The following is a 26,481-nucleotide window of genomic DNA, read 5'->3' as shown; positions in this document are numbered from 1 at the left end:
GCCGGCCGGAGTTCCACCGGCCGGCCGGAGTTCCACCGGCCGGCCGGGACCGCGTCACCGCCGGGTCAGGAGACCCGGATCTTCATCGTGGTGCCGTCCACCGACACCACCCGGATCTTCACGCCGACCGCGGGCAGCTTCACCCCGTGGTTGGGCAGTTCCTCGTAGAAGTACTTCCGGGTGTCGTTGAACAGCGGCTGCGCCGCCTGGCCGCGTACCCAGTGCGGTTCGCCGTTGATGTGCAGGGTGAACCCGTCGGCCTTCTCGAGGCTGAACGGCGCGTCGTACACCTGGACCCGGGCCCGCCACGGCGCGCCGGTCAGGTTGTACATCGGCCGCGGCCGCGAGTCAATGTACAGGTTGCGCCCCTCACCCGGGTGCACGTTGGTGTTGTTGTCGACCTGGGAGGTGTCCCAGTAGGAGATGAGCAGACCCTCCTGGTACGGGTAGTGGTCCACCATGTCGGGCTTGGTGTCGGCGTACCCGAAGTAGTACGGGCCGGTCTCCAGGTAGCGGTCGTACGAGACGTACGAGCGGTGCCCGGCGATGTAGTAGTTGTCGTAGTCGGCGGTCACGCTGGCCCCGACGGTGGTCCAACCGTCGAGGTCCCAGCCACCGGCACCCTCGGCACCGTCGGTGAAGATCGGTGCGCCGTCGGCGGTCACGGTCATCTCGTCGCCGAAGAAGCCGCCGTACGCCACCGCGCCGTCGGTGCGGTAGAGCAGCCGGACCAGTACGGCGTCCCCGGCGTACGCGTCCAGCGGCACGTTGATGTCGACCCACTGGCCACCGGTCGAGCTGTCGATCGCCGGGGTGCCGCTGCCGTCGGTGCCGTACGGGACACCGTTGACGGTGCCTTCGAGGGAGGTCCAGCTCGCCCCACCGTCGGCCGACGCCTGGAAGTACAGGTAGTCGTAGTCGTCCTCGATGTCGTAACGCGCCTTCATCGACAGTGCGGCGGTCGAGGCACCGGCGAGGTCGAACTCACGGGTCATCGTGTTGCTCATGTCGTCCTCGTTGCCGGAGAAGTACTGCATCTCACCGGCGTACGGCTCGCCGAGCTCGGTGGTGACCTCCTTCTTCGGCAGCACGACGATGACCGCCTGGGCCCGCTTGGTGTTGTACTCCTGTGGACCCAGGTGCAGGGTGCGTTTCTGCCCGGCCACCACCACCTCGTAGTCCAACCAGCCGAGCTGCAGCTTGTTCCAGGCACCGAGGTCACCGGGGCGCTCACCGATCCCGCCGTCAGTGGCGGCACCGAGGCGGCTCTGCGCCATCAGCGTCCAGTGCTCGTTGTTGTTGTCACCGCCGCCGGAGGTGTCGTAATCGTCCGGCAGGCCCAGATCGTGGCCGTACTCGTGGACGAAGACGCTCAGTCCGCCGTTCTCCGGCTGGATGGTGTAGTCGCCGATCCACAGCCCGCTGTCGCCGATCTGGGTGCCACCGGCGGGGTTCTGCGCCGGGCCGGTCAGCCCGATGTCGGTGGCGAAGGCGTACCAGCGGTGGCTCCAGATCGCGTCCTCACCCTGCCACGGGTCACGGTCGGCCTGGTCGCCACCGGCGTGCACGATCTGGAAGTGGTCGATGTAGCCGTCGGCCTCGTTGAAGTCGCCGTCACCGTCGAAGTCGTACCGGTCCCACTTGTCGAACTCACGCAGCTCGGCGGCGATCTCCTCGTCGGTGCGGCCGAGCGCCTGCTGGTCGGCAACCCACTGGTTGGCGGCATCGCGCAGCAGCTGCCAGACGTTGCTGCAGACGTTGCCACCGCAGAGGTCCCGGCCGTACCGGGCCTCGTTGTAGCGGACCTTGACCCAGTCGGTGACGGTGCCCTCGACGCTGTACCGCCCGGAGGACTGGGTCTCGTAGTAGGTCCTGACCGACTCGACGCCTTCACCGGCGCCGAAGTAGAGGTCCCGGTAGTGCTCGGGGGAGTAGTCGGCCTGCCAGATGGTGGTGTTGTCGACCGTCCGGTCCGGCTCGGGGATTTCGTTGTGCAGCGGTCCGTCGAACCGGGCCGGGCCGTCCCAGTCCGGGTTGCTGTCCACGTCGGGGTAGGCCGGGTGCCGTTCGTTGCCGAACTCCGCCAGGATCACGAAGATCCGGTCGGTGGTCTCCCGCTCCAACTCGACGTACTGGTCCTTGCCGGACCCGGCGCCGCCACGGGCGGCCCGGCCGGCGACGCCGGTGCCCGACGTCTCACCGACCTTCGCGACGGTGCTCGCACCGCGCCGTTCCGGGGTGAGCCGGCCACTGACCACTTCGCTCACTGCTCGTTCGCGCAGCTCACGACGCTTCTCGCCGAGCGGGTTGGGTAGGTCGTCGAGGCTCGGGGTTTCGGCCCGGGAAGGAGCCGCCACCGGTGTGTCCACCGATGGTGCGGCCATCGCCGTCGCGGGTAGAGCAAAGCCCATGCCCGAGGCGAGCGACACGGTGAGCATCCCCACCATGACTTTGCGCACCTGGTTACCTCCGGTTCGGGGGAATCGACGCCGCCACTTGGGTGAGGGCGGCACGATCTCCGGACGATGTGGCCCCCGTCGTTGGGGCCACCGTGAACCTAGTCACCCGAGGGAACCTCTGTGAAGGTCAATGCGTCGATTTGTTTCACGCTCCCGGCTGGATCGCCCTGATATGTCACAACGATCACGCCGTGAAAAGTGGCCGGCCCGGCCGCCGAAGCGACCGGACCGGCCACGAGCTGTTCACGTCGGCGGTACGCCGGGCCGCACCACCACCGGTGGTCCGCCGGGCCGCACCACCACCACCATTGGCGGCGGACGTCAGCCGTCGTCGGACTTGCCACCCTGCATGCCGGAGGAGATCAGCTCCATCACGGTGGAGTCCTGCAGCGTGGTCACGTCGCCGAGCGACCGGTTCTCGGCCACGTCCCGCAGCAACCGGCGCATGATCTTGCCGGAGCGGGTCTTCGGCAGCTCCGGCACCAGCATGATCTGGCGGGGCTTGGCGATCGGCCCGAGCGTACGCGCCACATGGTTGCGCAGCTCCTGGATCAGCGCCTCGCCGGCCTCGCCCGCGATGTCCGCGCTGCCGCGCGGGATGGTGAACGCGACGATGGCCTGACCGGTGGTCGGGTCGGTGGCGCCGACCACGGCGGCCTCCGCCACCGACGGGTGCGACACCAGCGCCGACTCCACCTCGGTGGTGGAGATGTTGTGCCCGGAAACCAGCATCACGTCGTCCACCCGACCGAGCAGCCAGACGTGCCCGTCGGCGTCCTTCTTGGCCCCGTCACCGGCGAAGTACATCTTGTCGAACCGGGACCAGTAGGTGTCGATGAACCGCTGGTCGTCGCCCCAGATGGTGCGCAGCATCGACGGCCACGGCTCGCGTAGCACCAGGTAACCGCCGCCGCCGTCGGGCACCGACTCGGCCTGGTCGTCGACCACGTCGGCGCTGATCCCGGGCAGCGGGGTCATCGCGCTGCCCGGCTTGGTGGCGGTCACCCCGGGCAACGGCGAGATCATGATCGAGCCCGTCTCGGTCTGCCACCAGGTGTCCACGATCGGACACCGGCCCCCGCCGATGTGTTCCCGGTACCACATCCAGGCCTCCGGGTTGATCGGCTCACCGACGCTGCCGAGCAGCCGCAGCGAACTGAGGTCGTACCCGGCCGGGATGTCCTCACCCCACTTCATCATGGTGCGGATCAGCGTCGGCGCGGTGTAGAGGATGCTCACCTTGTACTTCTGTACGAGCTCCCAGAACCGGCCCTTGTTCGGGGTGTCCGGGGTGCCCTCGTACATCAGCTGGGTTGCGCCGTTGGACAGCGGACCGTACACGATGTACGAGTGCCCGGTGACCCAGCCGATGTCGGCGGTGCACCAGTAGACGTCGGCCTCCGGCTTGAGGTCGAAGACCGCGTGATGGGTGTACGACGCCTGGGTGAGGTAGCCGCCGGTGGTGTGCAGGATGCCCTTGGGCTTGGCCGTGGTGCCGCTGGTGTAGAGGATGAACAGCGGCTGCTCGGCGTCGAACGGCTGCGCCTCGTGTTCGGTGCTCGCTTTCTCCACCGTCTCATGCCACCAGTGATCCTTGTCGGTCCAGGTGACCTCCTCGCCGGTCCGCCGGACCACCAGGACACGCTCCACCGACGGGCACTGGGCCACCGCCTCGTCGACGGTCGGCTTCAGGGCCGAGGGCTTGCCGCGCCGGTAGCCGCCGTCGGCGGTGATGATCACCTTGGCGCTGGCGTCCTGTACCCGGCCGGAGAGCGCGTCGACCGAGAAGCCGCCGAACACGACGTTGTGCGTCGCGCCGATCCGGGCGCAGGCCAGCATCGCGACCGCGGCCTCCGGGATCATCGGCAGGTAGATCGCCACCCGGTCACCCGCCGTCACACCGAGGTCGGTCAGCGCGTTCGCCGCCTGGCAGGTCATCCGGTGCAGGTCGGCGTAGGTGATGGTGCGGGTGTCGCCCGGCTCACCCTCCCAGTGGATGGCGACCCGGTCGCCGGCCCCGGCGGCGACGTGCCGGTCCAGACAGTTGTACGCGACGTTGAGCTGACCGCCGACGAACCACTTGGCGAACGGCGGGTTCGACCAGTCCAACACCTGGTCCCACTCCTTGGCCCAGTGCAGCCGGCGGGCCTGGTCCGCCCAGAAGCCGAGCCGGTCGGCGGCTGCCTCGTCGTACGCGGCCGCAGTGACGTTGGCCGCCCCGGCCAGCTCGGCGGGCGGCTCGAACCGGCGATTCTCCTGAAGTAGATTCTCCAGCGTTTCGCTCATGCGTGGGGCTCCTCACACGTCGCTTGACTTGCTCCGAGGTTAGTGTCGCCGTCCCGCCGGCACGAGACTTGGCGGATACCTGGGTGCCCATCGCGCGCCGAGCGGCCACACCGGCGCGGCGGGCGGTTCAGCTGGCCAAGCTTGTACCGTGTCGCTGATGACCGAGACCGACCCCCTGGCCCCGCTGCTCGACCTCGCCGACGTGGCACCCGCGCTGGACCGCGCCCGCGAGCAGGTCGACGCCGCGTTGCGGCACCGGGCGCTGCGCCGGCACGGCGGGGCGGTGGCGGCAGAGATCAGCCTCCGCTCGGCAGTCGCCAGTGCCGCGTTGGACGGGTACGACCATCCGGTCGCCGATGTACGCGCCGGGACGGTGACCGATCCGGTGGTGCAGGGGGCGCTGCGGGTGGCCGAGGCGGTTCCCACGCTGGCCGACCGCTGGCCCCGTACCCCCCGTCAGGTGCTGGCCCGGTTGCACGTGCTCGCCGCGCGCGGGCTGGTGCCGGCCGACCAGCTGGGTCGTCCGGTCGCCCGGCCTGACGTGACGCCGCAGTCAGGCGTGGCGCCGGGGCCGGATGTGGTGCAGGGGCCGGACGTGGCGCTACGGCTGGACGGGGTTTGCGCGCTGGTCGGCGGCGGCACCTCGGTGCCGGCGCTACTGCTGGCCGCCGTGGTGCACGCCGAGCTGCTCGCGTTGCGGCCGTTCGCCGGGCCGGGCGGGGTGGTGGCCCGGGCCGCCGCGCGGCTCACCCTGGTCGCGGCCGGCACGGACCCGCGTGGCCTGCTCGCCGTCGAGGTCGGCCACCACGAGCGGCAACCCGAGTACGTGGGTTCAGCCGGCGCCTTCGCGACTGGTACGCCAGACGGCGTCCGCTCCTGGCTGCGGCACTATCTGACCGCGGTCGAGCTGGGTGCCCAGGAGCTGACCCGGGTCGCCGACGAGGTGCTCGCCAACGCCTGAGCCGCTACCGGCCGGGGCGCTGGTGCGAGCCTGTCGGGTCGGTCGTGCATCCTAGACCAAGATCAGGTGAGCGTCATGGACCTCACCGGTCGCTTGAGAGGTCCATCACGCTCACCTGATCTTGCTTGGCAGCTGCGGGGTCAGGCCGAGGCTGTCTTTGTCCGGCGGTGCCGGCCGTACCAGGCGATGCCGATCGCGACCCCGACCCCGACGCTCAACGCGGCGGCCGCCACCGGGACCGCCGGCCGCTCCCGCAACCTGCGGCCGAGCGGGATCGGGTGGCGGAAGGCGAGGACCGGCCAGCCCTGCTCGGTGGCGAGCTTGCGGAGCTGGCGGTCCGGGTTGACCACCGTCGGGTGCCCGACGCATTCGAGCATGGGTACGTCGGTGACCGAGTCGGAGTAGGCGTAGCACTCGGCAAGGTCGTACCCGCGCTGCTCAGCGAGCTCGGTGACGCCGGTAACCTTGGCAGCCCCAGCCGCGTAGAACTCGATTTCTCCGCTGTACCGGCCGTTCTCCACGGCCATCCGGGTGGCGATCACGTCGGTGACGCCGAGTAGTTCGCCGATCGGGCGTACCATCTCCTCGCCCGACGCGGAGACCAGCACCACGTCCCGACCGGCGTTCTGGTGCTCCTCGATCAGCGCCGCCGCCTCGGCGTAGACGTACGGGTTGATCAGCTCGTGCAACGTCTCCGCGACGATCTGCCGGACCTGCTCCACCTGCCAGCCCTTGCACAGCGCGGCCAGGTAGTCGCGGGTGCGGGCCATGGTCTGTTCGTCGGAGCCGCCGAGCCGGAACATCAGCTGGGCGTACGCCGACTTGACCACGTCCCGCCTGGTGATCAGCCCGTCGCGGTAGAACGGCCGGCCGAACGCCAAGGCGCTGGACTTGGCGATGACAGTCTTGTCGAGATCAAAAAAAGCGGCGCTGCGGCCCACGACGGTGCAGTCTAGCCGGAGCGGGACGTCGGCGACGGCCGGTGCGTCGTCGCCGGTCGGCGACGGGGATCCCCCGGGATCTGATCCGACGATCAGGAAGCTGAGTGGCCCAACCTGCGTCCCGTGCCGGCAGCGGTGCGACTCCCGGTGAAAACGCCACTCGACGGGTGGCGGTCTGCTCAGGCATGCTTGTCATGACACAGTTATCTTTCCGTCCCAGGCTTCATCCGGAAGACACTCGGCGGTTGCACCCCCCGTGACCGCTGAGCGGGTTCGGCTCGACCCCCCCGGAGCCGAACCCCAGGCGACCCCCGTCTCCCCCCGGCGGGGGTCGTCGCTATTCCAGGGCGCGTTCCAGCTTCCAGCGCTGTCCCGCCACCCGGTCCTCCTCACTTACCAGATCAGTTGACCGGCGCTGACGTTGTCCACAGGCGGTCCCGTTGTCCACAGGCAGCCCCGTCGAGGGAGCGCGGGCACCGGGGCGGCACCCACAGTTGCGGCATCCCCTCACCGACCGCAGGAGGTCCGGATGCCGCCGCGCACCAGTATCGCCGCACCCCGCCGGCTGCCACTGGTCGTCACCGCCGACGAACGACTGCTCGACGACCTGCTGCGCCTCGCGGCGCTCGCCGGCACCGACGTCGACCTGGCTGCCGACCCGGTCGCCGCCCGGTCCCGGCAGGCCGCCGCCCCGTTCGTCCTGGTCGGTGCCGACCAGGCGGACGCCTACCTGCGGGCCAGGATGCCCCGCCGACCCCGGCTGGTCCTGGTCGGCCGGGCCGACCAGGACCAGCCCTGGCAGGTCGCCGAGCTGCTCGGTGCCGAGCATGTCGCGATCCTGCCGGCGGCGGAGCCGTGGCTGGTCGACCGCCTCACCGACAACGGCGGCACCGACAAGCCGGCCGCAGCTGTCATCGGGGTGATCGGCGGCCGGGGCGGGGCCGGCGCCAGCGTGCTGGCCGGTGCCCTGTCGGTCACCGCCGCCCGGCTCGGGCTGCGCAGCCTGCTGGTCGACGCCGACCCGCTCGGCGGCGGCCTCGATCTGGTCCTCGGCTGGGAGCAGATCGACGGCCTACGCTGGCCGGCGCTCGCCGACAGCGACGGCCGGATCGACCCGTCGGCGCTGGCCGGCGCGCTGCCCTGCCGGGGCGACCTCGGGCTGCTCTCCTGGGACCGGGGCGAACCGCTACCGCTGCCCGCCGCCACGATGACCGCCGCCCTCGACGCGGCCCGGCGGGAGCGGGACGTGGTCGTCGTCGACCTGCCCCGCCGGCCCGACGAAGCAGCGATCGCCGCGATGCACGCCACCGACCGGGTGCTGGTGCTGGTCCCGGCCGAGTTGCGGGCCACGGCGGCGACCGCCCGGGTGATCACCGACATCCAACCGCACTGCACCGACCTGTCGCTGGTCGTGCGCGGGCCGGCCCCGGGCCGGCTGCGGGCCCGGGAGATCGGGCGGACCCTGGGGCTGCCGGTGACCGGGGTGCTGCAACCTGAGCCACGAGTCAGCCGAGGGCTGGAGCGCGGTGACGCTCCGGGTTCCTCGGGCCGGGGTCCGTTGGCCGAGTTGTGTCAGCGGGTCGTCGCCGGCCTGGTCGATCGCGCGGCGGCAGCGTCGTGACGGCGGGTTTGGTTGGTTCCGGCGCGGGTGACCGACGTTCGGCCTCCAGGCACCCGTCATTATCGCAATTCTGCTATACTTCTCAAGTATCGTGGCCGGTCTACTACCACCCCGGGGCGGAAGCTGAGTTGCGCGAGTTGCCCGCTGTCGAGCGGGTAGCGATCGGCCATGCAGTAGACAAATTGGTAGCAATCCGGGCCAAACCTGGGGTACCCGCACTCGAGCGACATCAAGACAGCTACCAGCCTCCGGGAGCTACGCCCACGAGCCGGCCGTAGTCGCTGGCGAGCCCTTTATCGCCAGGTCGGCAACGCCTACGTCCTCGGAGCCATCGCCCCCGAGGCCAGCGTCAACCCACGAGCCTTCCGGAAGGCAATCGCCACAGCAGAGAAGCGCATCGACGAAGTGAAGGGCGACGAGTGATGAACCTGTCCGATCTGAAGACCTCGGCCCAAGTCCACGACGAGCAGCGCCACGACCCAGAGTTTTGCTCGGAGTGGGACCGCACCGCGTTCGCCAACGACGTCGCGCTGCGAATCTTGCGCTACCGCCAGGAACATGGCCTCACCCAGGCGGGTCTTGCCCGCGAGGTCGGGATGACTCAGTCGGTGATCGCGCGCCTTGAGTCGGGCGATCAGCCTCCGTCGATCGCGACCCTGGTCAAGCTGTCGAAGGGCACAGGCATGGATTTCAATATCAAGGTCAGCGGCGGTGCTGTCGAGTTCATCGCAGCCTAAACAGCCGTCCTGACGCCAGCGTCTGCCCTGGTCCTGGTTGTGGGATCAGGGCAGACGCCAATCGGGGTCAGCGGTGGTCGAACTGGCCGAGCTTGATCCCCTGGACGAAGCCGGTCCAGGTATCGGCGGTGAACGACAGCACCGGTCCGGCCTGGTCCTTGCTGTCGCGGACCTGGGCGGCACGGTCGCTGCGCCGAGCTTCTACACAGTCACCGGAGGAACCAGACCGGGTGCTCTTGCGCCACACCGAGTCCACGTCATGCTCCTTCTGCTAGGTCGCCAGATCGCTGGCGATCCTAACCAAGGTATCGCGGGAGGCCGTTGGCGGCAGAGCCTCGGCGGCGAGCTGCTCAAACGCGGCCAAGTAAGCGGCAACCTCGGCCGGTTGCTCCAGGTAGAGCGCGCCGGTGAGGGTGCCGACGTAGACCAGCCGATCCTCGGCCGATTCAGGAAAGGGCTCGGGTATCGGCGGGAAGTCAAGGATGACGAAGCTGCCGTCGAAACCAGCGCCGGCCCCGAACGGCAGGATCTGAATCTGCACTCGGGTCCGGTCACACTCCGTGATCAAGCGGTCGAGCTGCGCCCGAAGCACACGCGGCCCGCCGACCATCCGCCGTACCGCTGCCTCGTCGAGGATCATCCGCAGAATCGGCTGGTCGTCTGTGCCCAGGATGGACTGCCGGTCCATCCGCAGCGCGACCTGTTGTTCGAGCTCACTGTCGCGCATCGGGATCGGCGCGCCCCGGAACGCCGCCCGTGCGTACTCCTCGGTCTGCAGAATGCCTGGAACCATCTGGCACTGGTAGGACCGGATGACCGACGCTTCGGACTCCATGCCGACGTAGGTCACGAACCACTCAGGTAGCACCTCGCTGTAGCGCTGCCACCAGCCGCGCTGCCGGGCTTGTCGGGCGACAGCGATAACAGCCTCAGCCTGCTCACCGGCGACGCCGTAGAGCCCAAGAAGCGCCCGCACGTCGTTCGGATGCGGCCGGACCTCGGCGGTTTCGATGCGGGACAGCCAACTCCCGTCATGATCGACCTGCCGGGCAGCCTCGGTCGACGAGAGACCTGCCTGCTCCCGCAGACGTCGGAGCGTCATAGCCAGCCGTCGTCGTTTGACTGTCGGGCTTTGTCGTGATGCCACAGACGCATCCTGCACTCCACCCGATTGCCGATCAAGCCCATGCCCAGCACAGATTGATCAACTCTCTGATGCGATCCGCATACTGCGGATTTCACTGACCCCTGCCATGGTGATAGGGCACATGTGGACGCCGACCGCATCACCGGTACGGCGAACAACGCGGTGCGCTCGACGCGGCACCGATGCTCTCGTTCTGTAGCGAGGAGGCAGCCTGTGGTCAGCTACGAGGCGTACGTCGTCGCAGTCGCAAGGACGCTGGCCAGGCGACACCGGCCGGTGTGGTCCTGGCGCAAGTGGCAGCAGGTCTGCCGGTGCGGGGCGGCGCTGCCCTGCCGGGCTCGGCACCGGATACCGATCAACCGGGGTCACTGGCCAGAGGAGGGCGCGTGAGCTTCCACACCCCGATCCAGCCGGCGTGGACCTGCGCGGGATGCGCGGATCCGTGGCCCTGTCACACCCGCCGTCAGGAACTGCTCGCGGAGTACGCGGGGGCGACGGTGTCGCTGTCGGTCTACATGGCGACGTGCCTGCTCGACGCGATGATCGACCTGGCCGACAACCGCAGCGGCTACCTGTACTGGCGATTCATGGGGTGGTGGCGCTGATGTCGGTCATCCGGCCCGGTGACGAGGACATGCACTTCGAGGACGGTTCGCACCGCTGGTACCCGTTTGATCCCGCCGACGACGACCAGCAGGCGTGGGAGGACCGGGTGCACGAGCACAAGCGCCAGCACCGTGAGGAGGAGCCGCGCCCCCGCAAGCGCTGGCCACGCCGCTCGATCTGACCCTGCCGGTTCATTGCCTACGCGGCCGCCGTAGCAGATCACCTCCGGCCGGGAGAAGTTATCCACAGGCAGGTCGGTTGTCCACAGCCTGCCTGATCGTCCAGGCGCGAACGCCGCGTCAGCGTCCACAGTTTCGGCATCGCTCCCCGAGCCGTAGGAGGGCTCAGATGCCGCCGCTGTACCCCGTCGCGATTCCCCGCACCTGCCCGCCGCTCGTCACCGCCGAGGCAAGACCTCGGCGTGACGTCGCGGGCCTGGTCGATCGTGCGGTGGTGGCGTCATGACGGCCGGGTCGGCCCGTACGGGCGGTTCCGTCGCGCCGGCCGGGTGGCCCGGTGGTGCGGGTGTCGACGAGGCGGTGGTGGCGGCCCGGGTGCGGGAGCGGTTCATCGCGGACGGCACGTCGGTGACGCCGGCCTCGGTGGTCGGTGCGGTGCGGGCCGAGCCGGGGGCGGCGTTGCGAGGTGACGCCGGGTTGTTGCGGCTGGCCGACCGGGTACACGGTGAGTTGGCCGGGGCGGGGCCGCTGTCGCCGTTGCTGGCCGACGCTCGGGTGACCGACGTTTTGGTGAACGGCACCCAGGTGTGGGTGGACCGGGGTGCCGGGTTGGAGCGGGCGGCCGTGGGCGTCGGTTCCGTGGACGAGGTGCGTCGGTTGGCGCAGCGGCTGGCGGCGGCCTGCGGGCGTCGGCTCGATGACGGATGCCCGTACGTCGATGCCCGGTTGCCGGACGGTACCCGGTTGCACGCGGTGTTGCCGCCGGTGGCGGCGACGGGGCCGTACCTGTCGTTGCGGACGTTCCGGCAGCGTCCGTTCCAGTTGGCCGAGCTGGTGGGCAACGGCATGGTCGACGGCCCAGTGGCGGAGCTGCTGCGGGCGGTGGTGGCGGGGCGGCTGGCGTACCTGATCACGGGCGGCACGGGGTCGGGCAAGACGACCTTGTTGAACACGTTGCTCGGGCTGGTGCCGGCCGACGAGCGGATCGTGATGGTGGAGGACGCGGCCGAGTTGCGGCCGGAGCATCCGCATGTGGTGACGTTGCAGGCACGGACAGCCAACGTCGAGGGGGTCGGGTCGGTCGGGCTCGGTGCGTTGGTCCGGCAGGCGTTGCGGATGCGGCCGGACCGGCTGGTCGTCGGCGAATGCCGGGGCGCTGAGGTCGTCGACCTGCTGGCCGCGCTCAACACCGGCCACGACGGCGGCGCGGGCACCCTGCACGCGAACGCGGCCAGCGACGTGCCGGCCCGGCTGGAGGCGTTGGGGCTGCTCGGTGGGCTGCCCCGCGCCGCGTTGCACGCGCAGATCGCCGCCGCCATCCAGGTGGTCGTCCAGCTGCGCCGGTTCGCCGGGCGGCGATTCGTCGACGCGATCTGTCTGCTCACCCCGCACGGGCCGGAGCGGCTGATCACGGTCACCCCCGCTTGGCGGCGCGGGGCCGGCCCGCAGCCGGCCGGCCCGGCCCTGGCCAGGTTGCTCATCGAACGCGGCGTACCGGTGCCGGCGGTGCTCGACAGCCGGGGGCGACGGTGAGCCGGCGACCCGGTACGTCGCACCGGCGTTGGCCGCGTCGGCTGCGCCGCCCGTGGGGTCGCCGCCGTCGGCTGCTGGCGGTGACCGGACCGACCCCGGTGCGCGTGTATGGCGATCCGGACTCGCCACCACCAGCCACCGTTCCGTTCAGCGTCCGGCTGTCGTCCCGGGCGCTGTGGTCCCGGGCACGGTGGCTCGGCAACGCCGCGCGCCGGCATCCGCGCCGTGCGCTGGTGGCCGTCGCCGGCACCGGCGGGCTCGCCGCCGGTTGGCTGGGCGGGCCGGTGGCGGCGGCGATCACCGCCGCGTACCTGGGGCTCGGCCTGCGTACGGCGGCGAACCGGGCCGCCGCGCAGGCTCGGCGGGACCGGCGGGTACGGCAGTTGGACGCGCTGGCCGCGCACGCCGCCGACCTGCGGGCCGGTCTGCCGGCAGGGCCGATGACGCTGCCGCAGCCGACGACGTTGCCGGGCCCGACGGCGGGCACCGCCGCCACCCGGCTCGCCGGCTTGTCGACCGCCGCCGTACGGCTTGCGGAGCGCACCGGTGCGCCGTTGGCCGACCTGATCGAACGCATCGAAGCCGACGCCCGAGCGTTCGACCGGTCGCGGGAGGCGGCCGCCGCGCAGGCCGCCGGTGCGCAGATGACGGCCTGGCTGCTGGCCGGGCTGCCCGCCGGCGGTCTGGCTCTCGGCTACAGCATCGGGGTGGACCCGGTGGCGGTGCTGTTGCGGACTCCGATCGGCGCGGCCTGCGCGCTCGCCGCCGTGGCCCTGCAGGTCGCCGGGCTGGTCTGGACCGAGCGGCTGAACCGGGCACCGGAGGCGACCAGCTGATGGCCGGCACCCGCGTGATGCTGCCGCCGGCGGTCCGCCCGGTCACGGCACTCGCCGCCCGCCGCCGGCTCGCCCGGCTCGGCGGCGATCCGCCAGCGGAGTCCGACCTGTCGCGGCTCGTCCGGCCGGTCGCGGCGCTTTCCGGTGTGGCGGTGCTGGTGATCGGCGGCAGCTGGCTCTCCGTGCCGCTGGCCGTCGCGACTGCTGTCGGTGTCGACCGGTCACTGCGCCGGATCGAGCCACCGTCGGTACGCCGTCGACGGCTGCGCGCGGCAGCCGACCTGCCGCTGGCCGCCGATCTGCTGGCGGCGGCGCTGCGCGCCGGAGCGCCGGTGGATCAGGCGATGGTCGCGGTGGCCGACGCGCTGGCCGGGCCGCTCGGTTCCCGGCTGAGCCGGGTGGCTCGGGCGCTGCGGCTCGGTGCCGAGCCGGCCGAGGCGTGGCGGCATCTCGACGCGGTGCCGGGCGGCGAGCGCCTGGCCGCCGCCGCGATCCGCTCTGCGGCCAGCGGCGCAGCCCTCGCCGGTGCCGCGACCAGGCTCGCCGACGATCTGCGGGCCGGTCGTTCGGCAGCGGCCGAGGCGGCGGCCCGGCGCGCCGGGGTGCTGATCGTGCTTCCCCTCGGGCTGTGTTTCCTGCCCGCCTTCATTCTCGCCGGTCTGGTGCCGGTGATCGTCGCCGTCCTCGGCGACGTCCTCTGAGGAAAGGAGTCATCATGCGGTCGACGAAGGTTCCGCCCGACGCGGCGGTGCCGACGACAGCGACGACGGTGTCCGGACGGCGGGCGGTCGGCCGGTGGCGCGGCCACCTGGTCGGCCGGTTGCGCGACGACGCGGGGATGAACACCGCCGAGTACGCCGTCGGCACGCTGGCAGCCGTCGCCTTCGCCGGGATCCTGCTCAAGGTGTTGACCAGCGAGGGTGTGCAGGCCGCCCTCGCCTCGGTCATCGATCGGGCGCTCGGGTGAGGCCGCGCCGGCAGGCCGGCGGTGACCGGGGCTCGTTCACCGCCGAGTTGGCCGCCGGTCTGCCGGCGCTGGTCCTGCTGCTGGCGGTCGGGCTGTCCGCCGTCAGCGCCGTGGTCACCAAGTCCGAGTGTCTCGACATGGCACGGTCGGTCGCGCTGGCCACCGCCCGGGGCGACCGTGACGCGGCTGCCCTGGCCGGGCCGCCGGGAGCGGAGGTCTCCGTGGTCGTCGACGGTGACCTGGCCACCGTCACGGTCCGGGCACCGCTGCGGGCGTTGGGCGCCCGGCTCGGGCCGGCGTCGGTCACCGCGTCCGTGACCGCCGCGGTCGAGCCCGGCGTCACCGGGACCGCTGCCGGCGCGACTGGAAACGCCGGCAGCAGCGGTTCCGTTACCGGCGGTGCCGTCGATGGCGGTGACGGCGCGGGATCGCCGCCGGAGCGTCACCGGTGACCGGCCGACGATGCCGCCGCCGGTTGCGCGGGCCCGGGGCCGACGCCGGGCAGCGCGGCAGCGCCAGCCTGTGGCTGCTCGCTGTCGGGCTGATGCTGGTCGCCGCCGGGATGGCCGGTGCGCTGATCGGTGCGGTCCGGCTCGCCCGGCAGCAGGCCTCGGTGGCCGCCGACCTGGCCGCCCTCGCCGGTGTCGCCCGGGTGTTCGCCGGCCAGGGCGTGGTCTGCGAGCGGGCGGCCGATGTGGCCGAACGCAACGGCGGGCGGTTGCGTGCGTGCACGGTCCACGGGATGGAGGTCGTGGTCACCGTCGAGGTGATGCCACTTCCGGCCACCGGCGTCGGTCGGCCGGTGAGTGCGACCGCCCGGGCCGGTCCGCTGCGGGCCGACCCGTGGGAGGGCGCCGACGCGCGGGCCGACCCCTGGTCAGCGGGTCGGGCCGTCGGCGGTGGTGGCGTGCATGGCCCAGCGGGATATCACCTGGTGGATGTTGTAGAGCCGCTGCTGAATCAGTTCGAGGCGTTCCGCCTGGGCCAGGGCCGCGTACGCCTGGGCCAGGGCGATCTGCTGGTCGACGGTGAGGTTCTGCGGGTCGATCGAGTAGAGCAGTTCGACGGTGTCGGCCACGGTGTCGGCCACGGCGTTCTCCTCCGGTGGCGTTCTGGAAGCGCTCCCACGTCTAATCTATCCAGATCAGGAGAAATTTATGCCAGTAGATCGCACATGGTCCGGTGCCGGATCAGTCAGCACTTTCCGGCAGGCTGGCCAGCACCACGTCGAGCACCCGGACCGCGTCGGCCTTGCCCAGCGGGTTGTTGCCGTTGCCGCACTTCGGCGACTGCACGCAGGACGGGCAGCCGGTCTCGCAGCCACACGCGGCGATCAGGTCGCGGGTGGCTCCCAGCCAGGTCCGGGCCGCCTGGTAGGCACGTTCGGCGAACCCGGCTCCCCCGGGGTGGCCGTCGTAGACGAACACGGTCGGCGCCTCGGTGTCGGCGTGCGCGGCGGTGGAGAGTCCGCCGATGTCCCACCGGTCGCAGGTCGCGATCAACGGCAGCAGGCCGATCGCCGCGTGCTCGGCGGCGTGCAGCGCGCCGGACACGTCCGCCGGCTCGACCCCGGCGGCGGCGAGCGCGGCCGGCGAAACGGTGAACCACACGGCGACGGTGCGCAACTGTCGGGCCGGCAGGTCCAGTGGCCGGGTGTCCAGCACCTCACCCGACCCGATCCGGCGCCGCTGGTAGGAGACGACCTGGCTGGTCACGTCGACGTCGCCGACGAACAGTCCGACCGGGCCGGCGTCGCGGTACTCGCGTACCGCCGCCACCGACAGCGAGGTGACCTCCCGGGCGTGGGTGGACCAGTCCGGCTCCTCGGCGTGCACCAGCGCGCACGCCCCGTCCAGATCGAGGTCGTCGACCACGTACGACACGCCCTGGTGCAGGTAGACCGCGCCCGGATGGATGAGGAAGTGCGACGAGCCGGGATCGACTGTGCCGAGCAGTCGACCGGTCGACGTCTCCACGACGTCGACCGGGGTGCCGCCCTCGCCACGCAGGTCGACCTCGGGCCGGCCGGCAGCGGTCCAGTACCAGCCGGTGGGGCGTCGCCGCAGCAGCCCGGCGGCGACCAGGTCGTCCAGCGTCTGCTTGACCGACACGCCACCGAACAGTTCGACGTCGGCCGAGGTCAGCGCACCCTCTGCGGCAGCGCAGCACAGCTGCGGCCCGAGCACGTACGGGTTGGTCGGGTCGAGCACCGTCGCCTCCACCGGCCGGCCGAAGACCGCCTCCGGGTGGTGCACCAGGTAGGTGTCGAGCGGGTCGTCCCGGGCGATCAGCACCGCCAGCGCCTCGCGTCCGGCGCGTCCGGCCCGCCCCGCCTGCTGCCACAGCGACGCCCGGGTGCCGGGATATCCGCAGATCAGCACCGCGTCCAGACCGACCAGGTCCACCCCGAGCTCGAGTGCGTTCGTCGAGGCCAGCCCGAGCAGTTCACCGGCGGTGAGCGCGCGCTCCAACGCCCGTCGCTCCTCGGCCAGGAAACCGGCCCGGTACGCCGCCACCCGGTTGCCGAGCCCGGGTGCTACCTCGTCCAGCGCCCGGCGCGCGCTGCTGGCCACCACCTCCGCCCCGCGCCGGGACCGGACGAACGCGAGCGTGCGTACCCCGGCGGCGACCGCGTCGGCGAGCAGGTCGGCGCTTTCGCGCAGCGCCGACCGCCGTACCGGGGTGAGGTCGTCGGTGTCGGCGCGGGCACCGGGCAGCAGTGGCGGCTCCCACAACGCGAAGGTCACCGCTCCGCGCGGCGCGCTGTCCTCGGTGACCGGCTCCACCGGCAGCCCGGTCAGCTGGCTGCCCGCCCGCGCCGGCTCTCCCGAGGTCGCCGAGGCCAGGATGAACACCGGCGTGCCGGACCCGGTGCCGGGTCGGGCTCCGGGCCCGAGGGTGGGCCGGCCGCCGGACCCGGCGCCGGGCCGGACCCGCTGGTACCGCTCGGTCTGGCGACGCAGTCGACGCAGTACGTGGGCCACGTGCGAGCCGAACACGCCCCGGTAGCTGTGGCACTCGTCGACGATGACGTAGGTCAGCCGGCGGAGGAAGTTCGACCAGGCTCCGTGCCGGGGCAAGATGCCTCGATGCAGCATGTCTGGATTTGTCAGCACAAAGCGGGCATGCTGTCGGATCCAGGCCCGCTCCGGCTGCGGGGTGTCGCCGTCGTAGCAGGCTGGCCGTACCCCGTCGAGTCCCAGATCGGCGACGGCGCGCAACTGGTCGGCGGCGAGAGCCTTCGTCGGGGCCAGGTACAGCACAGTGGCCCGAGGATCGGCCAGCAGACTCGCCAACGCCGGCAGCAGATACGCCAGCGACTTGCCCGAGCCGGTGCCGGTGGCGACGATGACATGCCGGCCGGAATGGGCCAGTTCGGCCGCGTACGCCTGGTGCCGCCAGGGCTGCCGGACCCCGCGCGCGGTCAACACGTCCCGCAGCTCGGCGGGCACCCAGTCGGGCCACGGCGCGGTGGCACCGGGCCGCACCGGCAACCGCTCGACGTGGGTGACCGCAGCCGGGTACGGAGCCGGGTCCGCCCCTGCGACCGGGTACGGAGCCGCCGCAGTCGGCTGCTTCGGCGCGGCGCCGGTCTGACGCGGCAGTTCGCCGGCGGCGCCCCACCGACGCAGCAACCCCGCCGGGTCCGGACCCGGTCCGGGCGTTACGGTGGCGGGTGAGGTCACGTCTGCACTCTCGCACCGGGGTGCCGACGTCGGCATCCCGGGGTAGGTCTGTGGGATGCAGGGAGATCATCGACCGTGCGGAGTCGCGCGGCGCAACCGCGCCGTGCGGTGGTTAGATGCCATAGGCGTGCATCGCAGCCAAGGAGGGGACCGATGGAGCTGTCGCTGTCGACTCGCACCGTTGGCGAGTACACGGTGCTGGAGGTCGGCGGCGAAGTGGACGTCTATACCGCTCCCCGACTGCGGGAGCGGTTGCTCGAGCTGATCGACGCCGGCAACCACAAGATCGTCGTTGATCTGCACCGGGTCGACTTTCTCGACTCCACCGGGCTCGGCGTGCTGGTCGGCGCGCTGAAGCGACTCCGCCCGGCCGGCGGCACCTTCGGGCTGGTCTGCGACAAGGAGTCCCTGTTGAAGATCTTCCGGATCACCGCGCTGGACCAGGTCTTCCCGATCTTCCCGACCGTACAGGCCGCCACCGGTGGAGAACCGGATGGCTCAGCTGGCGCAGCGCCGACGGCGTGATGGCCACCGTTCGCCTCTCGTTCTCCCCGGCGCCGGTGCACGTGCGCACCGCCCGCCTGGTCGGCGTCGCTGTCGCCCGCCGGGCCGGAGTGGCCGAGGAACTGCTCGACGAGGTCCGGCTGGCGATCGGTGAGGCCTGCACCCGGGCCGTCGCCCTGCACCGCCAGTACGGGCTGGCCGACCTGGTTCAGGTGGAGATGTCCGATGAGGAGACCTACACCGTACGGGTGATCGACCGTGCCCCGATCGAAGCCGGGCTCGGCCTGAGCGCCCTGCCGCCCGACGAGTTGGCCGACGAGTCGTTGACCGACGAGGCACTGACGGTCGGTGTCGGTTTCGCCCTGCTGGCCGGTTTCGTCGAGGACCTCCAGGTGCGGCCGGTCGACGAGGGCGTCGGAACCGAGGTGCGGATGGTCTGGCCGGTCGGCCGGTGAGACCCCCGGCGGCCCGGCCCACCAGCTGAAGATCAACCTCCGTCGTCACAACTGTCCGTTCCGCCTGCAGGAATGATCCACAACTCGGTGGGTGGACGGTGTGACCTGCCTTACCCGGTCCGGCTAGAGTACGCGGGTTATCACCAACTGTCCTGGCCCCACAAACCTGTGGGTGCCAGCAGACCTCGTTGCTCCCCGCGTGGAGTCGCCCCGCCGGTTCGTCCACCGACCGGGGCGAGCGTTCGGTACAGGAGGACACTGATGTCCGGGACCACCTTGGCCGCCGAAGGCGGCGGGCTGTCCCTTACCGGCACACACCTGACGTACGTCGTCATCGCCGCGGTCATCGCGCTGGTGGCGCTGGGTTTCGCCGCCGCCCTGGTACGGGCGGTACTGGCGACCGGTAAGGGCACCACGAACATGCAGGAGATCGCCGGCGCCGTGCAGGAAGGCGCGTCGGCGTACCTGTTCCGCCAGTTCAAAACCCTCGGCGTGTTCGTCGTACTCGCCGTCATACTGCTCTTCCTGCTCCCTGTGCACGAGACACAGGGCAGCGAGACGATGGTGAAGGTCGGTCGATCCGTCTTCTTCGTGGTGGGCGCGGTGTTCAGCGCGTTCATCGGCGGCGCCGGGATGGCGCTGGCCACCCGGGCGAACCTGCGGGTCGCCGCGGCGGCCGGCACCGGCGCCGGTGGCCGGGAGAACGCGATGAAGATCGCCTTCCGGACCGGCGGCGTGGTCGGCTTCCTCACGGTGGGCCTCGGCCTGTTCGGCGCGGCCCTGGTGGTCGTCCTCTACCGGGTCGACGCACCGACCGTGCTGGAGGGCTTCGGCTTCGGCGCGGCCCTGCTGGCCATGTTCATGCGGGTCGGCGGCGGCATCTTCACCAAGGCCGCCGACGTCGGTGCCGACCTGGTCGGCAAGGTCGAGCAGGGCATCCCGGAGGACGACGCCCGTAACCCGGCGACCATCGCCGACAACGTGGGCGACAACGTCGGTGACTGCGCCGGCATGGCCGCCGACCTGTTCGAGTCGTACGCGGTGACCCTGGTCGCCGCGCTGATTCTGGGCCGGGCCGCGTTCGGCGAGGAAGGCCTGGTCTTCCCGCTGATCGTCTCCACCATCGGTGCGGTGATCGCGCTGTTCGGCGTACTGATCACCCGACTGCGTCCGTCGGACCGTAACGGCATGGTGGCGATCAACCGGGCGTTCTTCACCTCGGCTGTGCTGGCCGCTGTGCTGGTCGCCGTCGCCGCCTTCTTCTACCTGCAGAGCAGCTGGACGGAGCTGCTCGGCGACGACTGGCGTACGCAGCTCGGCGTCGACGAGGGCGCCGACCTGCCGCTGTCCCCGGCCGGTCTGGCCATCGGCGCGGTGTTCATCGGCATCGTGCTGGCCGCCGCGATCCAGCTGCTCACCGGCTACTTCACCGAGGTGCACCGCCGCCCGGTGCAGGACATCGGCAAGAGCTCGCAGACCGGCGCGGCGACTGTCATCCTGGCTGGCATCAGCGTCGGCCTGGAGTCGGCGGTCTACTCGGCGCTGCTGGTCGGCGCGGGAGTGTTCGGGGCGTACCTGCTTGGTGGCGGCTCCATCACCCTGTCGCTGTTCGCCGTGGCGCTGGCCGGCACCGGCCTGCTCACCACGGTCGGCGTGATCGTGGCGATGGACACCTTCGGCCCGATCTCCGACAACGCGCAGGGCATCGCCGAGATGTCCGGTGACATCGACGAGGCCGGTGCCCGTACCCTCACCGAGCTGGACGCGGTCGGCAACACCACGAAGGCGATCACCAAGGGCATCGCGATCGCCACCGCCGTGCTCGCCGCGACGGCGCTGTTCGGCTCCTACACCGACACGGTCAGCATCGCGCTGAACGACGCCGGGATCGACGACGTGCCCGGCTACCTGGCCGACTCGCTCAACGTCGCGAACCCGGGCAACCTGGTCGGTCTGATCATCGGTGCCGCGGTGGTCTTCCTCTTCTCCGGGCTGGCCATCAACGCGGTGTCCCGCTCGGCCGGCGCCGTCGTGCTGGAGGTCCGCCGCCAGTTCCGCGACAACCCCGGCATCATGGAACGGACCCAACGGCCGGAGTACGGCAAGGTGGTCGACATCTGCACCCGCGACGCCCAGCGGGAACTGCTCACCCCGGGTCTGCTGGCGGTGCTGGCGCCGATCGCGGTCGGCTTCGGCCTCGGCGCCGGTGCGCTCGCCGCGTACCTGGCCGGCGCGATCGGCACCGGTGTGCTGATGGCGGTCTTCCTGGCGAACTCCGGCGGCGCCTGGGACAACGCCAAGAAGCTGGTGGAGGACGGCGCACACGGCGGCAAGGGTTCCGAGGCGCACGCCGCCACGGTCATCGGCGACACCGTCGGCGACCCGTTCAAGGACACCGCCGGCCCGGCGATCAACCCGCTGCTCAAGGTGATGAACCTGGTGGCCCTGCTGATCGCCCCCGCGGTGATCATGTGGGGCGTGGGCACCGACCAGAACGACCCGCTGCGCATCGCCATCGCGGTGCTGGCGACCCTGGTCGTGGTGGCCGCCGTGGTGTTCACCAAGCGCAAGCCGATGGCGATGGGGGAGGACGTCGACGGTGGTCCGGCCGGTGGCGGCAGCGCCGGGTCCGAATCGGAGCGGGTGAGCGTCTGACCGACCGGTGGCTCCGCCCGATCCCTGTGGACCGGGTGGAGCCACCGGCTTCGACGTACCGCCGACCGGTGGCGGGCCGTACGGCTGTCGTCACCGGTGCGTACGCTGCACAGCATGGGAGCGCGCCGCGTGGTGTCCACTGCCCGGATCGCAGTGCTGCTCACTGCCGTGGCGTTGACGCTGTCGGGCTGCGGTGGAGGACCCAGCCCGGTCGTCTGGGCGGCCGAGGTGTGCACCGCGCTGCGCCCGTGGCGGGCCGAGATCAGCAATCTGACCAGCAGCACCCAGCAGCAGATGACCGCGCAGACGACCCCGGCGCAGGCGCAGGAGAATTTGGTCCGGCTGCTGTCCGGCGCGGCCGCCGCGACCGAGACCGCCCGGGTCCGGGTGGTGGAGGCCGGGGTGCCCGACGCGGACCAGGGTGAGCAGGTGGCCAGCGGGTTCGCAGGCTCGCTCGGCGCGGTGCGCGACGCGTACGGCAAGGCCGAGGAGGGCATCGCCGGGCTGGACGCAACCGGACCGGCGGACAGCTTCTACGACGAGGTCGAGGCGGTGCTCGCCACCCTCACCGACGACTACCAGCGCAGCGCGCTGGACACCAGCTCACTGGATTCCGCGGAGCTCAACCGGGCCTTCGACGAGGTCCCGGAGTGTCGCTGACGCCGCCGACCGACTCCTCCGCCGGTGCCCTGACGCCCCGGCAGTTGTCGCTGTTCGGCGTGGCGGCGGCGGATCCGACGCCGGGCGACCTGGCGGGTCTGCTCGCCGGTCCGGGGCGGATCACCCGGATGGGCGGCACCGTACGGGTGTCGGTGGACGTCGAGCCGGCCTGGCGGGTGCACGTGCTGGTTGCCGAGTTCCGTCGGCGCGGGCTGGCGCCGAGTTGGCGTCAGCTGCCGGACGGCCGGCTGACGGTGCGGACGGCGTATACGGCGGTGCTGGCCCGGCTCGGCGCGGCCTGGCTGCATCCGCCGATGCCAGACGGACCGGACGCCGACCAGTTGGACACCAACCAACTGGAGGCCGACCAACCGGACGCCGACCAACCGGAGGCGGGGCCGGTGCGTGGCGAGGACGACCGCCTGGTCAAGCGGCCGCCGACCGGTTTCCACCTGGCCGGTCAGCGGCTGCGGCTGTGGGCGGCGGCGGCCGGTGCCAGGGACCCGCTCGGCTACCGGTTGCGGCTGGCCGAATCGGATTCAGACAACTGGCCCCAGGTGGGTGCCGCGCTCGCCGCGATCGGGCTGCCGGCGGTGCTGCTCGATGCCCGGTCCGGTGGTCCGGCGTACCGGATCGTGGGCCGACGCCGGCTGACGAGACTGGCCGAGCTGCTCGGCGACCGGCCCCCCGCCGCCCCCGAGGACGGCTGGGCGTGATGACACGATCGCTGTCTGATCGCTGACAGAACAGCCGGGACATCGACCGACGCCACCGGCGGCTGCGGTGCGGTGCGCCACGTCACGCCGGTTGGTGGGTGTACCGTGTCGCCGTTGGTGCGGTAGGAACGAGCTGGGTCGGCATCGGGTGGGCTGCCGGCCGGCTGTGGTGAACCAACCGGACGACCAACGCAAATCGGGCCGAAGGCTTGGGTGCGTGTGCTCCACCGGCCCCGGGTTCGCGTTACGTTGGACATCGTGACCGTCGCCCGCCCGCTCGTCGTGGCGGGCGCCGGTCGATCCGGGCCGCCGCCTGTCGCCGGGCGGTCCGAGTGGGGTCGAGGTCAGGAGAGACGTGCCGAGCAACACCTCAACCAGTCGTCTGGTCATCGTCGAATCGCCGGCGAAGGCCAAGACGATCTCGGGCTACCTGGGCCCGGGGTACGTCGTCGAGGCGAGCCTCGGGCATGTCCGGGACCTGCCCCGCAACGCCGCCGACGTGCCGGCCCGCTACAAGAAGGAGCCGTGGGCCCGGCTCGGCGTCGACGTCGACAACGGCTTCTCCGCGCTGTACGTCGTCTCGGCCGACCGTAAGCAGCAGATCGCCAAACTGACCAAGCTGGCCAAGGAGGTCGACGAGGTCCTGCTCGCCACGGACGAGGACCGTGAGGGCGAAGCGATCGCCTGGCATCTGGTGGAGACCCTCAAGCCCAAGGTGCCGGTGCGTCGGATGGTCTTCCACGAGATCACCCGGGCCGCCATCCAGGCCGCGGTGGCCAACCCGCGGGAGATCGACCGCAACCTGGTCGACGCCCAGGAGGCGCGGCGGATCCTGGACCGGCTGTACGGCTACGAGGTCTCGCCGGTGCTGTGGAAGAAGGTGATGCCCCGGCTGTCCGCCGGCCGGGTGCAGTCGGTGGCCACCCGGATCGTGGTGGAGCGCGAGCGGCAGCGGATGGCGTTCCGTACCGCCGACTACTGGGACATCCAGGCCACCCTGGCGGTGACCGGCCAGCCGGCGGCCGCAGCCGACGGGCCCCGCTCGTTCACCGCCACCCTGATCGCGCTCGGCGGCGACCGGATCGCGACCGGCAAGGACTTCGAGCCGACCACCGGACGGGTCCGGCCGGAGGCGTCGGTGGTGCACCTCGACGGCGACGGGGCGCGGGGCCTGGCAGCCCGGCTCGACGGTCGGCCGTTCACCGTCACCCGGGTCGAGGAGAAGCCGTACCGCCGCCGGCCGTACGCCCCGTTCATCACCTCCACACTGCAGCAGGAGGCGGCCCGTAAGATGCGGTTCTCGTCGCAGCAGACGATGCGCACCGCGCAGCGGCTGTACGAGAACGGCTACATCACCTACATGCGGACCGACTCGGTCAACCTGTCGGAAACGGCGATCGCCGCCGCCCGCAGCCAGGTCGCCGAGCTGTACGGCGACCGTTTCGTCCCGCCGGAGCCGCGCCGGTACACCGGCAAGGTCAAGAACGCCCAGGAGGCGCACGAGGCCATCCGCCCCGCCGGTGACCACTTCCGCACCCCCGGGGAGCTGGCCAACGAACTGTCCGCCGAGGAGTTCAAGCTCTACGAGCTGATCTGGCGGCGGACCATCGCGTCCCAGATGACCGACGCGGTGGGTTCCAGCGTGTCGGTGCGGATCCGGGCCGTTTCGACCGCCGGCGAGGAATGCGACTTCGGTGCGACCGGCAAGACGATCACCGACCCGGGCTTTCTGCGCGCCTACGTCGAGTCCTCTGACGACGAGTCGGCCGAGGCGGAGGACGCCGAGCGCCGCCTGCCGAACCTGGTCAAGGATCAGCCACTCACCGCGCGGGAGCTGGCGGCGGTCGGGCACAGCACTCAGCCGCCGGCCCGCTACACCGAGGCCTCCCTGGTCAAGGCGTTGGAGGAGTTGGGCATCGGGCGGCCGTCCACCTACGCGTCGATCATGCAGACGATCCAGGACCGGGGGTACGTGGCCAAACGCGGCCAGGCGCTGATCCCGTCGTTCCTGGCCTTCGCGGTGATCGGGTTGCTGGAGCGGCACTATCCGCGGCTGGTCGACTACAACTTCACCGCCAGCATGGAGAACGAGTTGGACGAGATCGCGTCCGGCGACCACCAGGCGGTGGACTTCCTCACCTCGTTCTACTTCGGCAGCGACACCGCCGGAGACGAGTCGGTCGCCCGCTCCGGTGGTTTGAAACGGCTGGTCACCGAGAAGCTCGCCGAGATCGACGCCCGCAGCGTCAACTCGATCCCGCTCGGTGCCGACGACGAGGGTCGTCAGGTCGTCGTGCGGGTCGGCCGCTACGGTCCGTACCTGCAGCGGTTCCTGCCGGGCGCGGAGGGTGTCGACCACGCGGCGGCCGGGTCGAACGGTGCCGGCGCGGCGGGCGATGCCGGCGGTGCCGAGCCGGTGGCCGGCGGCGGTGACGAGGCGGAGGGCGCGGCAGCCGGAGCCGGCGGGGACCGCGTCTCGCTGCCGGAGGGGATCGCGCCGGACGAGCTGACCCCAGAGAAGATCAACGAACTGTTCCTCGGCGGTGGCGGCGAGCGCAAGCTCGGCGAACATCCGGAGACCGGCGAGCCGATCGTGCTCAAGTCCGGCCGGTTCGGCCCGTACGTCGCCAGTGGCGAGCGCCGCTCCTCGTTGCTGCGGTCCCAGTCGCCGGAGACGCTGAGCATCGCCGAGGCGCTGCGGCTGCTGTCGCTGCCCCGGGTGGTCGGGGTGGCACCGGACGGCGCCGAGGTGCTCGCCGCCGCCGGCCGGTACGGCCCGTACGTCAAGAAGGGCGACGAGTTCCGGTCCCTGGAGTCCGAGGAACAGTTGTTCACCGTCTCGCTGGACGAGGCGCTGGCGTTGCTCGCCGCGCCGAAGACCCGGCAGCGGCGGGCCGCCGCGCCACCGTTGCGGGAGATGGGCGCGGATCCGCTCACCGAGCGCCCACTGGTGATCAAGGATGGCCGGTTCGGACCGTACGTGACCGACGGCGAGAGCAACGCTTCGCTGCGGCGTGGTCAGACGCCCGAGTCGTTGACGATCGAGCAGGCGTCGGAGATGTTGGCCGAAAAGCGGGCGAAGGGCCCAGCGCCGCGTAAGAAGGCGGCGAAGAAGGCGCCGGCGAAGAAGACCACCGCCAAGACCGCCGGCGCGAAGAAGACCGGTACCAAGGCGACCGGTACCAAGGCGACCAGCGCGAAGAAGACCGCGGTCAAGAAGGCAGCGCCGAAGAAGGCGACTGCCAGCCGGGCCGCCGACCAGTCCGACGACTCTTGACGCTCTCCTGACCGCACTTCCGGCCGGCGGTGGCCTGCCGCCGGCCGGGATCGCTATGAATGATCTTCGTAAATGATCTTCATGGTCAGGATGATGTGGGACAGGTGAATACCGATATCCGTTTCGCTCGTTAATCCGAGTAACGTTTTTGATCTCACTGCTGCCGACGGTGGTTCCGACGCGCGGGGGATCTTTCTCGGAAGGAGTGGGACGAGTGTCGACACCACCAGCCGTCACCAGTGGCCCGCTGCGGCG

General features: G+C 71.2%; 22 protein-coding genes and 2 pseudogenes. 17 read left to right on the top strand and 7 right to left on the bottom strand.

Annotated features, from left to right (window positions below):
- Positions 1–65: 65 nt before the first annotated feature.
- Together O7610_RS19400 and acs are read right to left on the bottom strand one after the other, a co-directional pair.
- On the bottom strand, positions 66–2,444 hold the full coding sequence (locus O7610_RS19400; protein WP_281555746.1) for an immune inhibitor A domain-containing protein: 2,379 nt from the start codon (positions 2,442–2,444) through the stop codon (positions 66–68).
- Positions 2,445–2,780: 336 nt separating this feature from the next.
- Complete coding sequence (gene acs / locus O7610_RS19395) at positions 2,781–4,745, bottom strand: acetate--CoA ligase (protein WP_281552079.1); 1,965 nt, start codon at positions 4,743–4,745, stop codon at positions 2,781–2,783.
- A 157-nt stretch (positions 4,746–4,902) separates the two neighbouring features.
- Between acs and O7610_RS19390 the strand changes: the two genes are divergently transcribed.
- Positions 4,903–5,706, top strand: coding sequence for a Fic family protein (locus O7610_RS19390; RefSeq protein WP_281552078.1), 804 nt, complete (start codon positions 4,903–4,905; stop codon positions 5,704–5,706).
- Between the two features lie 140 nt (positions 5,707–5,846).
- Here the strand turns inward: O7610_RS19390 and O7610_RS19385 are convergent, their stop codons facing one another.
- Positions 5,847–6,647, bottom strand: coding sequence for an HAD family hydrolase (locus O7610_RS19385; RefSeq protein WP_123604345.1), 801 nt, complete (start codon positions 6,645–6,647; stop codon positions 5,847–5,849).
- A 529-nt stretch (positions 6,648–7,176) separates the two neighbouring features.
- Between O7610_RS19385 and ssd the strand changes: the two genes are divergently transcribed.
- Complete coding sequence (gene ssd, locus O7610_RS19380) at positions 7,177–8,268, top strand: septum site-determining protein Ssd (protein ID WP_281552077.1); 1,092 nt, start codon at positions 7,177–7,179, stop codon at positions 8,266–8,268.
- A gap of 422 nt (positions 8,269–8,690) precedes the next feature.
- A complete protein-coding gene (locus O7610_RS19375; RefSeq protein WP_281552076.1) occupies positions 8,691–9,005 on the top strand; it encodes a helix-turn-helix domain-containing protein in 315 nt (104 codons plus the stop codon).
- Positions 9,006–9,072: 67 nt separating this feature from the next.
- Here the strand turns inward: O7610_RS19375 and O7610_RS19370 are convergent, their stop codons facing one another.
- Complete coding sequence (locus O7610_RS19370; RefSeq protein ID WP_289213645.1) at positions 9,073–9,252, bottom strand: DUF397 domain-containing protein; 180 nt, start codon at positions 9,250–9,252, stop codon at positions 9,073–9,075.
- A 24-nt stretch (positions 9,253–9,276) separates the two neighbouring features.
- Positions 9,277–10,107 carry a helix-turn-helix domain-containing protein gene (locus O7610_RS19365; RefSeq protein WP_289211496.1) on the bottom strand — a complete coding sequence of 277 codons (831 nt, stop codon included), beginning with the start codon at positions 10,105–10,107 and terminating at the stop codon, positions 9,277–9,279.
- Positions 10,108–10,538: 431 nt separating this feature from the next.
- Between O7610_RS19365 and O7610_RS19360 the strand changes: the two genes are divergently transcribed.
- From O7610_RS19360 to O7610_RS19325, 8 genes and pseudogenes are all read left to right on the top strand, one after another.
- On the top strand, positions 10,539–10,757 hold the full coding sequence (locus O7610_RS19360) for a hypothetical protein (protein WP_281552074.1): 219 nt from the start codon (positions 10,539–10,541) through the stop codon (positions 10,755–10,757).
- On the top strand, positions 10,757–10,939 hold the full coding sequence (locus tag O7610_RS19355) for a hypothetical protein (protein WP_281552073.1): 183 nt from the start codon (positions 10,757–10,759) through the stop codon (positions 10,937–10,939). The genes O7610_RS19360 and O7610_RS19355 overlap by 1 nt, the downstream gene beginning before the upstream one ends.
- A 280-nt stretch (positions 10,940–11,219) precedes the next feature.
- A complete protein-coding gene (locus tag O7610_RS19350) occupies positions 11,220–12,470 on the top strand; it encodes a TadA family conjugal transfer-associated ATPase (protein ID WP_289211495.1) in 1,251 nt (416 codons plus the stop codon).
- 515 nt (positions 12,471–12,985) lie between these two features.
- Positions 12,986–13,306, top strand: a pseudogene (locus tag O7610_RS30925) (type II secretion system F family protein); the annotation flags it as partial.
- A 17-nt stretch (positions 13,307–13,323) separates the two neighbouring features.
- Positions 13,324–14,007: a type II secretion system F family protein gene (locus tag O7610_RS19340; protein WP_475048291.1), complete on the top strand. Its 684-nt coding sequence runs from the start codon at positions 13,324–13,326 to the stop codon at positions 14,005–14,007.
- Positions 14,008–14,144: 137 nt separating this feature from the next.
- Entirely contained in the window at positions 14,145–14,273 is a 129-nt protein-coding gene (locus O7610_RS19335) for a DUF4244 domain-containing protein (RefSeq protein ID WP_233606454.1), read from the top strand.
- Complete coding sequence (locus tag O7610_RS19330; protein ID WP_289211492.1) at positions 14,270–14,725, top strand: TadE family type IV pilus minor pilin; 456 nt, start codon at positions 14,270–14,272, stop codon at positions 14,723–14,725. Before O7610_RS19335 ends, O7610_RS19330 begins: the two co-directional genes overlap by 4 nt.
- Before the next feature lie 92 nt (positions 14,726–14,817).
- Positions 14,818–15,042, top strand: a pseudogene (locus O7610_RS19325) (Rv3654c family TadE-like protein); the annotation flags it as partial.
- Between the two features lie 108 nt (positions 15,043–15,150).
- Here O7610_RS19325 and O7610_RS19320 read toward each other — a convergent pair.
- The gene (locus tag O7610_RS19320) at positions 15,151–15,363 is read right to left on the bottom strand and encodes a hypothetical protein (RefSeq protein ID WP_123604334.1); all 213 of its coding nucleotides are present in this window, start codon (positions 15,361–15,363) and stop codon (positions 15,151–15,153) included.
- Positions 15,364–15,463: 100 nt separating this feature from the next.
- Positions 15,464–17,878 carry a DEAD/DEAH box helicase gene (locus O7610_RS19315; RefSeq protein ID WP_502959113.1) on the bottom strand — a complete coding sequence of 805 codons (2,415 nt, stop codon included), beginning with the start codon at positions 17,876–17,878 and terminating at the stop codon, positions 15,464–15,466.
- A 234-nt stretch (positions 17,879–18,112) separates the two neighbouring features.
- Here O7610_RS19315 and O7610_RS19310 point away from each other — a divergent pair, with 234 nt between their 5' ends.
- The 6 genes from O7610_RS19310 (at position 18,113) to topA (ending at position 26,226) form a co-directional block, all read left to right on the top strand.
- The gene (locus O7610_RS19310) at positions 18,113–18,484 is read left to right on the top strand and encodes an STAS domain-containing protein (protein ID WP_278173350.1); all 372 of its coding nucleotides are present in this window, start codon (positions 18,113–18,115) and stop codon (positions 18,482–18,484) included.
- Entirely contained in the window at positions 18,481–18,918 is a 438-nt protein-coding gene (locus O7610_RS19305; protein WP_278173352.1) for an ATP-binding protein, read from the top strand. Before O7610_RS19310 ends, O7610_RS19305 begins: the two co-directional genes overlap by 4 nt.
- A gap of 261 nt (positions 18,919–19,179) precedes the next feature.
- The gene (locus O7610_RS19300; RefSeq protein ID WP_281552066.1) at positions 19,180–21,573 is read left to right on the top strand and encodes a sodium-translocating pyrophosphatase; all 2,394 of its coding nucleotides are present in this window, start codon (positions 19,180–19,182) and stop codon (positions 21,571–21,573) included.
- A gap of 114 nt (positions 21,574–21,687) precedes the next feature.
- Positions 21,688–22,233 carry a hypothetical protein gene (locus O7610_RS19295; protein ID WP_281552065.1) on the top strand — a complete coding sequence of 182 codons (546 nt, stop codon included), beginning with the start codon at positions 21,688–21,690 and terminating at the stop codon, positions 22,231–22,233.
- Positions 22,224–22,949 carry a hypothetical protein gene (locus tag O7610_RS19290; protein WP_281552064.1) on the top strand — a complete coding sequence of 242 codons (726 nt, stop codon included), beginning with the start codon at positions 22,224–22,226 and terminating at the stop codon, positions 22,947–22,949. Before O7610_RS19295 ends, O7610_RS19290 begins: the two co-directional genes overlap by 10 nt.
- A gap of 355 nt (positions 22,950–23,304) precedes the next feature.
- Positions 23,305–26,226: a type I DNA topoisomerase gene (gene topA / locus O7610_RS19285; protein WP_281552063.1), complete on the top strand. Its 2,922-nt coding sequence runs from the start codon at positions 23,305–23,307 to the stop codon at positions 26,224–26,226.
- Positions 26,227–26,481 lie beyond the last annotated feature (255 nt).

This window comes from Solwaraspora sp. WMMA2065 (genome assembly GCF_030345075.1).
Taxonomy (GTDB): Bacteria; Actinomycetota; Actinomycetes; order Mycobacteriales; family Micromonosporaceae; genus Micromonospora_E.
The sequence above is the reverse complement of the archived record's forward strand: the minus strand, read 5'-3'. Positions and strand labels throughout refer to the sequence as shown.